The organism is Pontibacillus marinus BH030004 = DSM 16465 (assembly GCF_000425225.1).
GTDB lineage: Bacteria > Bacillota > Bacilli > Bacillales > BH030062 > Pontibacillus > Pontibacillus marinus.
Genome location: NZ_AULJ01000018.1, coordinates 44,435 through 59,253, shown reverse-complemented (window position 1 = coordinate 59,253; position 14,819 = coordinate 44,435). Strand labels below are relative to the sequence as shown.

17 protein-coding genes are annotated in these 14,819 nt (G+C 42.0%); all 17 read left to right on the top strand.

Features of this window, described 5'->3' with window-relative positions; genetic code table 11:
- Positions 1-11 precede the first annotated feature (11 nt).
- The 17 genes from H514_RS0104285 to H514_RS0104210 all read left to right on the top strand — a co-directional run bounded on the left by H514_RS0104285 (position 12) and on the right by H514_RS0104210 (position 14,620).
- Positions 12-1,682, top strand: coding sequence for an acyl-CoA dehydrogenase family protein (locus H514_RS0104285; protein ID WP_027445844.1), 1,671 nt, complete (start codon positions 12-14; stop codon positions 1,680-1,682).
- 167 nt (positions 1,683-1,849) lie between these two features.
- On the top strand, positions 1,850-2,452 hold the full coding sequence (locus H514_RS0104280) for a biotin transporter BioY (RefSeq protein ID WP_027445843.1): 603 nt from the start codon (positions 1,850-1,852) through the stop codon (positions 2,450-2,452).
- Positions 2,376-2,603 carry a hypothetical protein gene (locus H514_RS25350; protein ID WP_324604030.1) on the top strand — a complete coding sequence of 76 codons (228 nt, stop codon included), beginning with the start codon at positions 2,376-2,378 and terminating at the stop codon, positions 2,601-2,603. The genes H514_RS0104280 and H514_RS25350 overlap by 77 nt, the downstream gene beginning before the upstream one ends.
- Before the next feature lie 6 nt (positions 2,604-2,609).
- Entirely contained in the window at positions 2,610-2,816 is a 207-nt protein-coding gene (locus H514_RS0104275) for a hypothetical protein (RefSeq protein WP_154657319.1), read from the top strand.
- A gap of 166 nt (positions 2,817-2,982) precedes the next feature.
- Positions 2,983-4,164, top strand: coding sequence for an ATP phosphoribosyltransferase regulatory subunit (locus H514_RS0104270; protein WP_027445841.1), 1,182 nt, complete (start codon positions 2,983-2,985; stop codon positions 4,162-4,164).
- Positions 4,157-4,777, top strand: a complete 621-nt coding sequence (gene hisG / locus H514_RS0104265) for an ATP phosphoribosyltransferase (protein ID WP_027445840.1) — start codon at positions 4,157-4,159, stop codon at positions 4,775-4,777. Before H514_RS0104270 ends, hisG begins: the two co-directional genes overlap by 8 nt.
- Positions 4,778-4,788: 11 nt before the next feature.
- Complete coding sequence (gene hisD, locus H514_RS0104260) at positions 4,789-6,066, top strand: histidinol dehydrogenase (RefSeq protein WP_027445839.1); 1,278 nt, start codon at positions 4,789-4,791, stop codon at positions 6,064-6,066.
- Positions 6,063-6,656: an imidazoleglycerol-phosphate dehydratase HisB gene (gene hisB, locus H514_RS25055; protein WP_027445838.1), complete on the top strand. Its 594-nt coding sequence runs from the start codon at positions 6,063-6,065 to the stop codon at positions 6,654-6,656. Before hisD ends, hisB begins: the two co-directional genes overlap by 4 nt.
- Positions 6,657-7,304 carry an imidazole glycerol phosphate synthase subunit HisH gene (hisH, locus tag H514_RS25050; protein ID WP_027445837.1) on the top strand — a complete coding sequence of 216 codons (648 nt, stop codon included), beginning with the start codon at positions 6,657-6,659 and terminating at the stop codon, positions 7,302-7,304.
- On the top strand, positions 7,301-8,038 hold the full coding sequence (gene hisA / locus H514_RS0104245) for a 1-(5-phosphoribosyl)-5-[(5-phosphoribosylamino)methylideneamino]imidazole-4-carboxamide isomerase (protein WP_027445836.1): 738 nt from the start codon (positions 7,301-7,303) through the stop codon (positions 8,036-8,038). Before hisH ends, hisA begins: the two co-directional genes overlap by 4 nt.
- On the top strand, positions 8,035-8,793 hold the full coding sequence (hisF, locus tag H514_RS0104240; protein ID WP_027445835.1) for an imidazole glycerol phosphate synthase subunit HisF: 759 nt from the start codon (positions 8,035-8,037) through the stop codon (positions 8,791-8,793). The genes hisA and hisF overlap by 4 nt, the downstream gene beginning before the upstream one ends.
- A complete protein-coding gene (gene hisIE / locus H514_RS0104235) occupies positions 8,790-9,419 on the top strand; it encodes a bifunctional phosphoribosyl-AMP cyclohydrolase/phosphoribosyl-ATP diphosphatase HisIE (protein ID WP_027445834.1) in 630 nt (209 codons plus the stop codon). The genes hisF and hisIE overlap by 4 nt, the downstream gene beginning before the upstream one ends.
- Before the next feature lie 97 nt (positions 9,420-9,516).
- Entirely contained in the window at positions 9,517-10,545 is a 1,029-nt protein-coding gene (locus H514_RS0104230) for a tetratricopeptide repeat protein (protein ID WP_027445833.1), read from the top strand.
- Positions 10,546-10,632: 87 nt separating this feature from the next.
- A complete protein-coding gene (gene trxB, locus H514_RS0104225; protein WP_027445832.1) occupies positions 10,633-11,580 on the top strand; it encodes a thioredoxin-disulfide reductase in 948 nt (315 codons plus the stop codon).
- Positions 11,581-12,263: 683 nt separating this feature from the next.
- Positions 12,264-12,737, top strand: a complete 474-nt coding sequence (locus H514_RS0104220; RefSeq protein ID WP_027445831.1) for an 8-oxo-dGTP diphosphatase — start codon at positions 12,264-12,266, stop codon at positions 12,735-12,737.
- A 14-nt stretch (positions 12,738-12,751) separates the two neighbouring features.
- On the top strand, positions 12,752-13,636 hold the full coding sequence (rapZ, locus tag H514_RS0104215) for an RNase adapter RapZ (protein ID WP_027445830.1): 885 nt from the start codon (positions 12,752-12,754) through the stop codon (positions 13,634-13,636).
- Positions 13,637-13,639: 3 nt separating this feature from the next.
- On the top strand, positions 13,640-14,620 hold the full coding sequence (locus tag H514_RS0104210; RefSeq protein WP_027445829.1) for a gluconeogenesis factor YvcK family protein: 981 nt from the start codon (positions 13,640-13,642) through the stop codon (positions 14,618-14,620).
- Positions 14,621-14,819: the final 199 nt, after the last annotated feature.

The window sequence follows — 14,819 nt, the reverse complement described above, 5'->3', positions numbered from 1 at the left end:
GGAGGAACACAATGAATTTTTTCAAAGAGGATCCAAACCTATCTTTCATCCTAAAGCAGTATTTAGATGATGATTTTTATAAGTGGGCTGAAAAAGAGTTGGATGAATACGGTGAAGTATGTGCCAATGAAGTTGATGAGCGTGCGGTTCATACAGATCGAGAGGGACAGCCCAAGCTGATTAAGTACGACAAAATGGGGAATGACATTTCGCATGTATGGCTGAACGAAGGATACAAAGAAACTGTCAAAGATACGTACGGGCGCGGAATCGTCGGTTATGTGCACAAGGAGATTCCAGAGCTTGGTCGAAAAGGGAACTACATGTACTCGTATGCACAAGGTTATCTTTTGTCGCAATCTGAGCCAGGCTTTTATTGTCCTGTTACGTTGACGATGGCTACAGCCTACTTACTAGATCATTATGGGAGTAAGGAACTGAAAGATAAATATTTACCGCATGTTCTCTCAACTGGAGACGTTGAGTTATATGAAGGAGCAACCTTTTTGACGGAGCGCCAAGGAGGTTCTGATGTTGGCGCAAATGAAACAACAGCTATCAGCCACGGGGATCATTATCGTTTGTATGGAGAAAAGTATTTTGCAAGTAATGCTGGGGCTTGTGGAGTTGCCACTGTTTTGGCTCGCAGAGAAGATGCACCTGAAGGAACAAAAGGTCTGAGCTTATTCCTAGTTCCATGGCGAAATAAGGACGATAGCTTAAATGGCATTCAGATTCGTAGGTTAAAAGATAAGCTGGGTGTTCGTGCAGTTCCATCTGCTGAAGTGGTGTTTGATGGAGCTGAGGCTTATATGATCGGCGAACCTGAGCAAGGAATCTATTACATGATGGAAGCGCTGAACCTTTCACGTGTCTGTAATGCCATTGCTTCGATTGGTATTATGCAGCGTGGTTATCTTGAAGCAAGAAACTATGCCTATGAGCGAAAAGCTTTTGGTAATACGTTAAAAGATTACCCGATGGTGCGAGATACATTGGTTCGTTTAAGGGCAAAACAAGAAGTAGAGACAAGCGCCGTCTTTTCCCTCATTTCTTTGTTTGATCGTGTTATGACAGATCGAGAGGCGTCGAGTGTTCGAGAGATTGCTTTAAATCGTTTACTCATAGCGCTTTTGAAAAAAGAAACAGCAGAGCAGGCGATCCATTTCTCACATGAATCTATCGAGATGCATGGAGGGAATGGGTTTATCGAAGACTTCGTAACCCCTCGATTGCTGCGGGATGCTCAGGTTCTGACAGTTTGGGAGGGAACAGCAAACATACTTGGACTTGAAGTGTTACGTCTCATGCATAAGTACCAGGTTCATAATATGTTTATCGAAGAGATGCAACAAGAATTAGACGCGCTTCCTGTTGAGTTGGCAGATGAAACTGCTTTTGTAAAAGGAAAAGTGCGAGAACTACAAGAGCTCATCAATCGAGTTGTCGTTATGGATGAAGGATCACAAACGTATTATAGTAAAACATTAGCTGATCGTATGACTGCTATTTATGAGAGTGTTATCTCTCTAAAAGATGCGGCCGTTGGAGGAGAGCGTAAAAAGGCAATTGCTGAAGTCTTTTTACAGTTAACATGGAAAAGAGATGAGTTAGACTTTGATCAACTTTCTCTGAAACATTTTGATCGGATTGTAGAGCAAAAAGAACAAGTGAATGTGTAAATGAAATGATTGAAGCACCCTAGCCTTTTGAGTGATGAAGGCAGGGTGTTTTTCTGTATTTATGCAAAAAATTATATATGAAATCCCTGAACCTTATGTTAACCTATATTTATGTTAACTTAACACTTAAAAGGTTAACGATAACTTTGAGTTTAGGAGGAGTAACGATGAAATCAAGAAAGATGACACCACTTGATATTACGATGGGGAGTTTATTTGTAGCTTTGATGGCGATTGGAGCTAATATCGTGGCATGGGTCCCATTTATGGTAGTAGGAGGCGTTCCGATTACATTGCAAACGTTCTTTGCCGTGTTAGCAGGTCTTGTATTGGGCAGCCGTTTAGGGGCTATGTCTATGACGGTTTATATGTTAGTTGGACTAGCTGGCGCACCGATTTTTGCTAGGTTTGGCGGTGGTTTTGGTTCATTACTTAGTCCTACATTTGGATTTATTTTATCTTTTATTCTTGTAGCTTATGTAGTTGGTAAACTTACTGAAAACAATCGTACATTACCTCGTTATGTCATTGCTGGCATTATTGGTATGACGATCAATTATGTTTTTGGTACGAATTGGATGTATGCAGCTTACGTACTATGGTATGGCGCTCCAGAAGGCTTCTCTTATTCTATGGCATGGGCGTGGATGGTGGCCCCACTACCGAAAGATTTAATTTTATCTGCATTAGCCGGTGTATTCGCATTCCGACTTGAACGTAGTGTGTTATCTCGCAGTCAGCTTCGTAGACAACAAAACGAAGCAGCATAAGACTTTTAGTTTATATCCAGCCAATTTGATCTTTGTTGGCGAATACATAACTACAGAGGGGAAAGAGTGTAACAAAGACCACCAGATGATTAGAAATGCTGGGTTTGAGATTGATTATGTTACAAATGAAGAAGAAACTACTATTGGGTAAGTCGAGGTGAGCCTGGAACGTGTGATGCGTTTCAGGCTTTTTTGTTGCGTTCGGGCGGTTTCTGCTCTGATTCAGGCGATCGCAAGTGACATTCAGGTGGTGGGCATCCCGGTTCGGGCGGTTGTTCTAGATATTCAGGTTATTGAAGATCATATTCAGGCGATCTTGCACGAAATGCAGGCGCTCGCCCCCGCCAGCACCAACGCAGCGTAAAGCTCAACTCTAAGGTCAACATCCCCAGATTTGTACAAGCATTTTAGGGAATAGATAAGATGAGGAATTTTGGTTGACCGGAAAACTTTATTTTGTTATCGTATTAGCAGACTAAAGGATTCAGAATGTTATACGCATATATATTTAAAGAGAGGGGTTCGTTGTTTTGGCTAATCGTCTTATGTTCGAAAAACCACTAGGAATGCGGGATACACTCCCGTTTTTTTATAATCAAAAGCGAAAGGCAAGAGAAGCGCTTTCTAATGCCATTGAGTCTTGGGGGTATCAATTTTTAGATACGCCAATGCTTGAATACTTAGAAACGGTTGGGGAAGCGAGTGCGATTGATGAAACGCAATTGTTTAAACTACTCGACCAGCAAGGGCATACACTTGTCCTTCGACCTGATATGACGGCACCGATCGCGCGTGTTGCTGCTTCTCAACTTAAAGAGCAAGGATTTCCGGTTCGTTTAGCATATGATGGACCTGTATTTCGCGCACAGCAAATAGAAGGTGGAAAGCCTGCACAGTTTGAGCAAGTAGGTGTGGAGTATATCGGGGAAAACTCCATCTATGCGGATGCTGAGGTGATCGCTCTTCAGGTTCAAACATTAAAAGAGGCTGGGTTGGATCATTTTCAACTTACAGTGGGTCACATTGGATATGTAAAAGGTCTACTAAAAGAGATCTTTGGTGATGACCAGGAAACGTCTGAGCTTTTCCTCCGCTTTTTATATAGAAAAAATTACGTTGGATTTCGTAAGGCGTTACAAGATACAGATATCTCAAAAGAGGATCAAGACCGCTTAAAACAACTCCTATCTCTCCGAGGGGAAGAAGATGTCCTTTCAACTGCCAAGAATATTACGAAAAATGGTGCTTGTCATGAGGCGATTCATGAGCTTCAGCAACTACACGAAATTTTAGAAAGCTATGGTGTGACCGAGTATGTGTCCTATGACCTTAACCTGATCAGTCATATGAGCTACTATTCTGGAATTTTATTTGAAGGCTATGCTCCTGAGTTAGGTTCTTTACTATGCAATGGAGGACGCTATGATCAGCTTCTGCCTTCCTTCCAAACAGAAGCCTCAGCTACAGGTTTTGCTGTACGTTTGGACCGTTTAGTTGAAGCTGTTAATCAGCAAAATGCAGAAAATAATCGTACGCTTATTCTTTTTGATGATCGCTCCTTTCAAAAAGCACTTAAAGAAGCGAAGGATTTAAGAGGAGAGGGGAGTCGAGTTGTTCTTCAGCATCGAAACAATATTGAAGAAAAAGCTCTCCAAAACGAAGAATTCACGAAATTGATTGATCTGTCGGAAGGAGGAGCTGACCATGAATGATTGGTTAACCATTGCCATGCCTAAAGGCCGTATTTTTGATGAAGCGGCTCAACTATTGAAGAAAATTGGATATGATTTTACCGATGTTGAAGAGTCTCGTAAATTAATTCTGGAGTTTCCGGAGTATAAAATGCGCTTGATGCTTGCTAAGCCAATGGATGTTGTCACCTATGTTGAATATGGTGCTGCAGATTGCGGTATTGCAGGGAAAGATGTTTTATTGGAGCAAGATCGAGATGTATATGAAGTATTGGATTTAGAAATTAGCCCATGTTACTTAGCGGTAGCGGGACTGCCAGACAAACCGCTTAGTAAAATCGCACCTAAAATTGCTACGAAGTATCCAAGAGTTGCATCTGAATACTTCAGAGAGCAAGGTGAGCAAATCGAGATCATTCCGTTAAACGGATCGATTGAACTCGCTCCACTCATTGGGTTAACCGATCGGATTGTCGATATCGTTTCCTCAGGACGTACTTTACGTGAAAACGGACTTGTGGAGTATGAAAAAATTGCAGATATTACGTCAAGATTTATTGTGAATCCAGTAAGCTACCGAATTAAAAGTCAGGTAATTGACCCGATTATTACGGATTTAAGTCAAGAAATCTAGGGGGAGACGTTATGAGAATTGTTAAACCAGATGAGATTGAAACGTTAAAGCGAGGAGTCGACGGCGGTACAGAGGAACAGCGCAAAGTCGTCCAGACGATCATTGAAGATGTACAAAATGAAAAAGACGAAGCGCTCCTCCGATACACCAGAAAGTTGGATGGCGCAGACCTTGAAACGTTACAAGTAACACAGGATGAGATTGATTCTGCTTTAGCAGAGATGGAGGATGAGGATCTGCAGATTTTGCGTGAAGCAGCTGCCAACATTCGCTCATTCCATGAAAAGCAAGTGCGTCAGTCCTGGTTTGACACGAAGCCTGATGGGACGATGCTTGGACAAAAAGTGACCCCTCTTGATGCCGTAGGTGTGTATGTACCAGGAGGAACCGCCGCTTATCCTTCCTCTGTATTTATGAATCTAATGCCAGCAGTAGTAGCGGGTGTTGAGCGTATTGCGATGGTAACACCTCCTTCAGAAGCGGGAACAGTACCAGCAGGAGTGCTTGCGGCAGCTCACATAGCTGGGGTTCGAGAGATTTATAAAGTAGGTGGCGCACAAGCCATTGCAGGTCTTGCTTACGGAACAGAATCGATAGCGCCAGTAGATAAAATTGTAGGTCCAGGCAATATTTTTGTCGCATTAGCTAAACGTGAAGTGTTTGGGGATGTAGACATTGATATGATTGCTGGTCCAAGTGAGATCGTGGTATTAGCAGATGAGTCAGCGAGAGCGAATGAAGTAGCGGCAGATTTATTATCTCAGGCTGAACATGATGAACGTTCTGCAAGTGTATTAGTTACAACGTCAGCAGAACTTGCTGAAAAAGTGGCCAATGAAGTGAACGCTCAACTCGCTGATCTTCCGCGTCATGCTATTGCCCGTGTAAGTATTGAAAATGAGGGTGGCATCATTCTCTGTAAAAATATCCAAGAAGCCTTAGATACAGTGAATTCACTAGCTCCTGAGCACTTAGAAGTTATGACGAAGGAGCCGATGTCCTTGCTAGGAAGTATTAAGCATGCAGGAGCGATCTTCCTTGGGCGATACAGTTCAGAACCAGTAGGCGATTATTTTGCCGGTCCTAACCACGTTCTTCCTACTAGTGGCACAGCTCGCTTCTCTAGCCCGTTAAATGTAGATGATTTTGTGAAGAAATCGAGTGTCATTTATTACAGTGAACAAGCTTACAACCGAGATGCAGATAAGATTGCGCGTTTTGCTCGCCTAGAAGGATTAGAAGCTCACGCACGCGCGATTGAATCCAGAAAGGATCGTGATGAGTCATGACAAAGGAACGTAGAAGCCATATCGAACGTACAACTGGGGAAACAAGTATTTCACTAGATCTTCTTTTAGATGGCAGTGGAGCTGGGTTTGTTGATACACAGGTACCTTTCATGACACACATGCTCGAGCTTTTTAAAAAGCACGGTTTTTTCGACCTTTCTGTAAAAGGAACGGGCGACGTTGAGGTTGATGACCATCACCTGACTGAGGATATCGGAATCTGTCTGGGTCAAGCATTGCGTCAGGCTCTAGGTGAAAAAGAAGGAATTAAACGTTATGGTTCCTTTTCGCTTCCGATGGATGAAACGCTTGTGACAGTGGCAGTTGACCTTAGTGATCGCCCACATCTTGAGTGGAAAGTGGATCTTCCATCTGAAAAAGTGGGGACGTTTGATACGGAGAATGCCCATGAATTTTTCTGGAAGCTAGCTCTTGAGGCACGTATGAATTTACATATTGTGCTGCATCATGGCACGAATACACACCATATTATTGAAGCGATATTTAAAGCTACAGCAAGAGCACTGGATGAGGCGACACAAATTGACCCTCGTATCCAGGGTATCATGTCGACGAAAGGAAGTTTATAAATGATTGGAATCATCGATTATGGGATGGGAAATCTCTATAGTGTTTCCAAGGCACTTGAACGTCTAGATGTTTCTTATACAATATCAGATAAGTGGGATGAACTGGATGCTTGTGAAGGTCTCTTGCTACCCGGTGTAGGTGCTTTTCCTGATGCCATGAGTGCATTAAACGAATCAGGCATGGCGGACTTTTTGAGAAGAAAAGTAGAAGAAGGAGTTCCTTTGCTTGGCATTTGTCTTGGGATGCAGCTATTATTTGAAGAAAGTGAGGAAGTTACACCAACCAAAGGGCTTGGTTTTCTTCCTGGAAAAGTTGTTCGATTCAAGGGTGTGGATGAAAACGGCACACGCTATAAAATTCCGCACATGGGTTGGAACCTATTAAATCACAAACGCCCTGATTCCATTTTGCTTCGTGATGTTGTAGAGGATTACGTTTATTTCGTTCACTCGTTTTATGTTGATACGAAGGAAGATGTAGTGGTAGCAAGTGCTAACTATGAAACGGAAGTACCGGCAATAGTAGGAAAAGGTCATGTACTCGGAGCTCAATTTCACCCTGAGAAAAGTAGTTCAGCAGGCATGGCCATTTTGAAAAATTATTGTCAGTATGTTTATGAATCTAATCACAAAGGAGTTATCGAATGAGCCAATTTATTGTGTACCCAGCTATAGATTTAAAAGATGGAAAATGTGTACGCCTGCAACAAGGTGATTTTAATCGTGAGACGGTCTATGGAGATTCTCCTTATGAAGTTGCTCAAGACTTTGTTGAGCAAGGAGCGGATTGGATTCATATCGTTGACCTAGATGGTGCCCGTGATGGGAAACGCGTGAACGCAAATCACATCTTGAATATTGCAAATGACTTACCAATTAAAGTTCAAATGGGAGGTGGCATCCGCAAAGAAGAGGATGTGACATTCTATTTACAGCAAGGGATAAATCGTGTTGTTATCGGTAGTCTTGCTGTTTCAAACCCAGAACTTACAAAGCGTCTGATTTCTACTTATGGAGATCAGATCGCAATTGGGCTTGATGCTCGAGACGGGTATGTTGCAACGAATGGTTGGATGAACAATTCGGACAAATCGGTATCAGAAGTCGGAAAATATTTTGCGGATTGTGGTGTTGAACACTTTATCTTCACGGATATTTCAAAAGATGGCATGATGAGCGGACCTAACGTTGAAGCCATTTTAGAATTAGCGGATGAAAGTGGCAAGAAGGTTATCGCTTCTGGTGGTGTGCGTAACGTGGAAGATTTGAAAATATTAAAAAGTTATGCAGATCGAAACATTGCTGGTGCAATTGTTGGGAAAGCCCTTTATACCAAAGAGATCACCTTGAAGAATGCGATTAATGAGGTGAATCAACCATGATCACCAAACGCATTATTCCTTGTCTCGATGTTAAGGATGGTCGTGTCGTAAAAGGGATACAGTTCGTACAAATCCGTGATGCAGGTGACCCTGTAGAGCTTGCAACAGTTTATGATGAACAAGGTGCAGATGAACTTGTATTTTTAGATATATCTGCTACTCATGAAGGACGTAAGACCATGATTGAGGTTGTGAGAGAAGTAGCAGGTACATTAGCGATTCCGTTCACAGTTGGTGGCGGTATTGGTTCGCTTGATGATATGCGTGCCATATTACGTGCTGGAGCGGATAAAGTGTCTCTAAACTCAGCAGCTGTTCGAAATCCTGAGCTTGTTGCAGAAGGTGCGCGTTACTTTGGGTCTCAATGCATGGTTGTGGCGATTGATGCCAAGTATGATGAAGAGATGAACTCATGGCGTGTTTTCACCCATGGTGGACGAAAAGGAACAGAGTGGGAAGTTGGCGAATGGGCACAGCATGTTGAATCCTTAGGAGCTGGGGAATTGCTTTTAACAAGCATGGATCGTGATGGTGAAAAGAACGGATTCGATATTGATTTACTGCAATATGTTCAGGAGGAAATCAATATCCCGGTTATTGCTTCTGGAGGAGCAGGTAACGCTCAGCATTTTGTTGATGTTTTTCAAAAAGCAGAAGTGGATGCAGCACTTGCAGCGTCCATTTTTCACTATAAAGAAACATCCGTAGATCGTGTGAAGCAAGATTTATCAGATAGTGGGGTGCACGTACGATGAAGGTTGAAGATGTTCAGTTTGATGAAAAGGGATTAGTCCCAGCTATTATTCAGGATGCACGAAGCAAAGAAGTGCTAACCCTGGCTTATATGAATGAGGAAGCTTTAACAAGTACGCTTGAAAAAGGAGAAACTGTGCTTTACAGCAGATCACGTCAGGAGCTTTGGCATAAAGGTGCAACTTCTGGCAATACGCAAAAGATTCATTCCATACGTTATGACTGTGATCAAGATGCGGTTTTAGTTCAGGTGATTCCGAATGGTCCTGCTTGTCATAAAGGAGATTATAGCTGTTTTTCTGAATTTGTTTATGGAGAAGAAGAGGTCCCAAAAGAAAATCGCTACGCTTTCTTAGATGAACTTCAGTCAGTTTTAGCAGAACGAAAAGCGACACTTCCTGAAGGTTCTTATACATCATCTCTTTTCCAAGGTGGCGTTGATCGAATTGGGAAAAAGATCGGTGAAGAGGCAAGTGAAGTGATTATTGCTGCTAAAAACAACGATAACGAAGAGTTAAAATGGGAAACAGCCGATTTGTTTTTCCATACCCTTCTCATGCTAACGCAGCAAGGGTTGCCATTTGATGATGTTTTATCAGCTTTAGAATCTCGTCATAAGAAAAAGTAAATTTTAATGGATAAATACGGAATATGGTCTACATCCTCCCCTATTAAGTATGATATACTTTTGAACAGACTGAGTTGGTTCGAAGAGGAGGACCTAGATGCATACTTCAACGAAAAACTCTGAGGAAGTATTACAAGCGAATATTATCCCTTTCAAGCCAGAAGGGGAATTTTATTTTTCTAAGGGTGTGCAGGCGTTCCGAAAGCGTGAGTTTGATAAGGCCTTACGATGGCTAAAACGAGCTTCGGAGTTATCGCCAAAGCAACCCTTATATAAATGTCAATTGTCCGTTGTTTATACAGAAACAGGAGAATACAACGCAGCAAACCAAGTATTAATGGATGTGCTCGCTGACTTTGGCCATGAGTATGTGGATTGTTTCTATTTAATTGCAAACAATTACGCACACCTTGGCCTGTTTCATGATGCCACAAAATATGCGAAGGAATATATCCAAAAGGCTCCTGAGGGAGATTTTAAAGAGGAAGCAGAACAACTCATGTCCTTAATGGATATTGATGAAGAATCTGATTCTGATGAAGATGATGAACTTGACATTATGTTAGAAGAAGAGGATGAACTCCTTCGTTACCAGGAGTCTGCCTTTTATTATCTTGAGAGGCAAAACTGGAAAGAAGCGATGATTATTCTTGAAGACATGATGCGTTTGTTTCCATCCCACATTACAGCTAAGCACGATTTTGCTTTGGCATTATTTCATCATGGGGACAGACAGGAAGCGATTGATTTAGAGGAAAAGTGGTTAGAGCAAACCCCTGAATCTTTACACTCGCAATGTAACCTTGCTGTGTTTTATCATGGGAACGGTGAACAAGAAAAAGCTGAACAACACATTCAACAGTTATTGAATGTATATCCGATTCATGAACAGCAAAAGCTTAAGGTAGCATGTACCCTTTCTCAGATTGGGTATTATCAAGAAGCTTATAAGCGGTTTACTGGGTTGAAAAAAAGTAAGCTGAAAGGGCACTTATCTTATTATAAATGGTATAGTATTTCAGCTTATCACACGGGTGAACCCTCTAAAGCCATTAGCTTATGGGAAGAAGGATGCATAAGACATCCTAGCCTTTCTGAACAGGGTGGTCCTTGGGAATCCTCATGATACCCTCATGAGCATATCAATAGACTAAAAGACCCGTTGTTTTATACCATGATTACATGACAACGAATGAAAAAGGGGTTGAAGGTCGTGACAGAAGAACGTATCTACGACGTAATTATCGCAGGCGCAGGTCCTGCAGGTATGACAGCAGCTGTTTACACCTCTCGCGCAAATCTAGATACACTTATGCTAGAACGCGGAGTACCAGGTGGACAAATGGCGAATACCGAAGAAGTTGAAAACTATCCGGGTTATGACCACATTTTAGGTCCAGACCTTTCGAATAAAATGTTTGATCACGCTAAAAAATTCGGCGCTGAATATGCGTACGGAGACATCAAAGAAGTGATTGACGGAAAAGAATATAAAACCATTAAAGCTGGTAATAAAGAGTTTAAAACACGTGCTCTTATTATCGGTACAGGTGCACAATATAAAGAACTTGGCATCCCAGGTGAAAAAGAACTTGGTGGCCGCGGTGTATCTTATTGCGCAGTATGTGATGGTGCTTTCTTTAAAAATAAAGAATTGGTTGTTGTCGGCGGGGGAGACTCTGCTGTTGAAGAAGGCGTGTATTTAACACGTTTTGCAAGCAAAGTAACGATCGTTCACCGTCGTGAAGAGCTACGCGCTCAACCAATCCTTCAACAACGCGCTTTTGACAATGAAAAGATTGACTTCATCTGGGATACCGTTGCAACAAAAGTCAACGAGAAAGATGGAAAAGTCGGAAGTGTAACACTTTATAATAAGAAAACAGATGAAGAATATGATAAGCCAATTGATGGTGTCTTCATCTATATCGGTATGATTCCATTAAGTGAACCGTTTAAGTCTCTAGGTATCACAAATGAGAACGGCTATATTGAGACAAATGAAAAGATGGAAACGAAAGTCCCTGGTATTTTTGCGGCTGGTGACATTCGTGAAAAAGAACTTCGTCAGATTGTTACGGCAACAGGTGATGGAAGTATTGCAGCTCAATCCAGCCAACATTATATCGAAAATTTATTAGAAGAATTGGGCGAAGCGTAAAGTTTCAAAATAGCTCAGTGAAGGGCGTTGTGAGCGTTGTGTAATCATCCGTAATTAAACGTAATTACATTTTAATTCTGCTGTAACACGCCTGAAACAATTTTGGGGTACAATATAATTAACTAATTGACCCCCTTTTAATAAATATTAGTTTATGGCACAGGCGATTTTATCGTCTGTGCATTTTTTTTGGTAATAAAGGTTAGTGAGAGAGGATCCGTTACTTAAGTAAGAGGAAGGGGTCAGTGAAACGGTTCGCGTCCTGTGGACTCACGTTCGAGCCTCCTCGTTCGTTACACTCTCTGCGGGGTCTCGCCCGATCGTAATACCACTGGAGTCTCACCGTTTCCTTCCCCCTTTTATAATTAAGGTTAACGGATCCAACTATAATTCATCTATACTAATTAGGCTGCGGTTCCGTTAGTATCCATACTGCTAAGGTGGGCTGGGAAACGGGCTGACTCCTCCGGAAAAACGGGCGAGCGAGATCCCGCAGGGAACGAAGTGACTGAGGAAGCTCGATCGTTCGTCCGGGGAAAGCAGCCCGTTTCCCAGCCCGCCGCACTCTATATCGAAACGGAACCATACTGATATCAGGATCTAAACAAACATCCGTTTTCTAAACAACGATTACATAGTATAATAAGGGGAGTAGTGCCTCTTCATTATGTGAGGTGAGTAAATTGCAACGTGTGACAAATTGTATTTTAGAAGATAAAGAAAAAGGTCAGGTGCTCATGCTGAAAAAGCCTAGAAGAGGGTGGTATGTAGCTCCTGGTGGGAAAATGGAGAGTGGAGAACATATTAAGCAATCTGCCTCCAGAGAGTTTTATGAAGAAACAGGGCTTACCGTAGATGATCCTGAACTTAGAGGAGTTTTCACCTTTGTCATGAAAGAAGGAGAAAACGTTGTTCAGGAATGGATGATGTTTACGTTTTACGCTGAACAGCATTCTGGTCATTTACTTGAGGAAAGCCCAGAAGGTGAGCTTGAATGGGTGTCTTTGAACGAGGTGTTAAAGAAACCCATGGCAGAAGGCGACCGTAAATACTTCGAACATATACTCAATTCAAATGAACAGGTGTATGGGACTTTCACGTACACCACAGATTTTCAATTAATAGATGTAGTACTCGATCCAGCAAGTCCATCATAAAGGAGCGGTTGTATATGGCTAATCATCCACAAGATACCCAACTTGTGATCATTACAGGAATGTCCGGTGCAGGGAAAACAGTAGCTGTTCAAAGCTTTGAGGACCTTGGGTTTTTCTGTGTCGATAATTTGCCACCAGCTTTACTACCAAAGTTCTTAGAGCTTATGAAAGATCCGCAAAACAATATTCAAAAAGTCGCTCTTGTTATGGACCTGAGAGGCCGAGAGTTTTTCGATACATTATTTGAGGCTCTGGACCAACTGGGAAAAGAAGAATGGCTTACGGAGCATATCCTCTTTTTAGATGCTGAAAATCAATCTCTCGTATCTCGTTATAAAGAAACAAGAAGATCTCATCCTTTGGCTCCTGAAGGTTTACCTATGGAAGGGATTGAACAGGAACGGTCGATCCTTGATGAATTAAGAGGACGCGCACAGCAAATTATAGATACAACAGATATGAAGCCACGTGACTTAAGAGAACGTATTTTAGAATCTTACGCAGAGAAAACACAACAAGTCTTTTCTGTACAGGTCGTTTCTTTTGGCTTCAAATATGGTCTACCGATTGATGCGGATCTTGTTTTTGATGTGCGTTTTTTACCGAATCCGCATTACGTTGAACAAATGCGTCCGTTAACTGGATTAACAACAGAGGTTTCGTCCTATGTATTTAAATGGAGTGAGACCCAGAAGTTTATAGAAAAATTACTCGATTTACTCGGTTTAATGCTTCCTCAATATAAACGTGAGGGTAAAAGTCAGCTCGTCATCGCTATCGGGTGTACAGGTGGCCAGCATAGATCTGTTGCCATTGCTGAACATATTGCGAAGCATTTCTCTACAGACTTTATCACCCATGTAACACATCGAGATATCGACAAAAGAAAGGGAAAATAGTCTATGTCAGATCAATCTTTACCACGCGTGGTCGTGATTGGTGGAGGGACAGGGATGCCCGTGTTATTACGGGGGTTAAAGTCTTTTCCGATTGATTTAACGTCCATCGTAACGGTTGCAGATGATGGAGGGAGTTCAGGGCGTCTTCGAGATGAGCTCTCCATGCCTGCACCAGGAGATATACGAAATGTAATTGCAGCCTTATCGGATGCAGAGCCAATGCTTTTAGACTTATTTCAACACCGTTTTGCAAACGGGAATGGATTATCTGGTCACTCTATGGGCAACTTATTGTTAGCAGCTATGACATCTGTGACAGGTGATTTCTTAAATGGCATTACTGAGATCTCTCGAGTTCTAAATGTAAAAGGGAAAATTTTACCGATTGCAAATCAAAACATGTTCCTGCATGCTGAGATGGTTGATGGTACAATTGTGTCTGGTGAATCAAATATTCCGAAGTCTGGCAAGAAGATCAAACGAGTCTTCTTGAGCCCTGAACCCGTTCAACCTCTTCCGGAAGCTGTAGAGGCAGTAAAGCAGGCAGACCTCGTTATTGTTGCACCAGGTAGTTTATATACAAGCACACTCCCTAATATGATCGTTTCGCAGATTGGTGATGCGTTACGTGAAACACATGGGAAAGTTGTTTACGTTTGTAATGTCATGACCCAATATGGAGAAACGACTGGTTATACAGCAGCAGACCATATTCAAGCAATCTATGATCATATTGGAGAAGGATGCTTACATTCTATAGTCGTCCATAACCAAGAAATTGATGAGACGATGCAGCAAAAATACGCTGAAGAAAACGCAAGCCCTGTTATCTATGATACAGATCGCTTGTTAGACTTAGGAATAGAGATCATTGAGGGAGATATTATTGATCCCAATCAAAAAGCTCTTCGTCATGATACGTATAAAATAGCTCAGTTACTCGTATCTTTATTACAATCTGAACAAGATCAAAAAGAGTCTTAAGAGTAAAAGCGGAAGCGTCCGTTTTGCAACGTATATGCTGGACTGAGCCGCAGTGAGATAAAGGAAACACGATGAGCATTGGTGAATCGATGTTGACTTATCGACCGGAGGTGAGGGAAGCATACTAGTTGCTGGGCGCTGAAGCTGGATGTGGCCACGCTCTAATTAAGGAGATATCCACAAGCTACCATTTTTATAA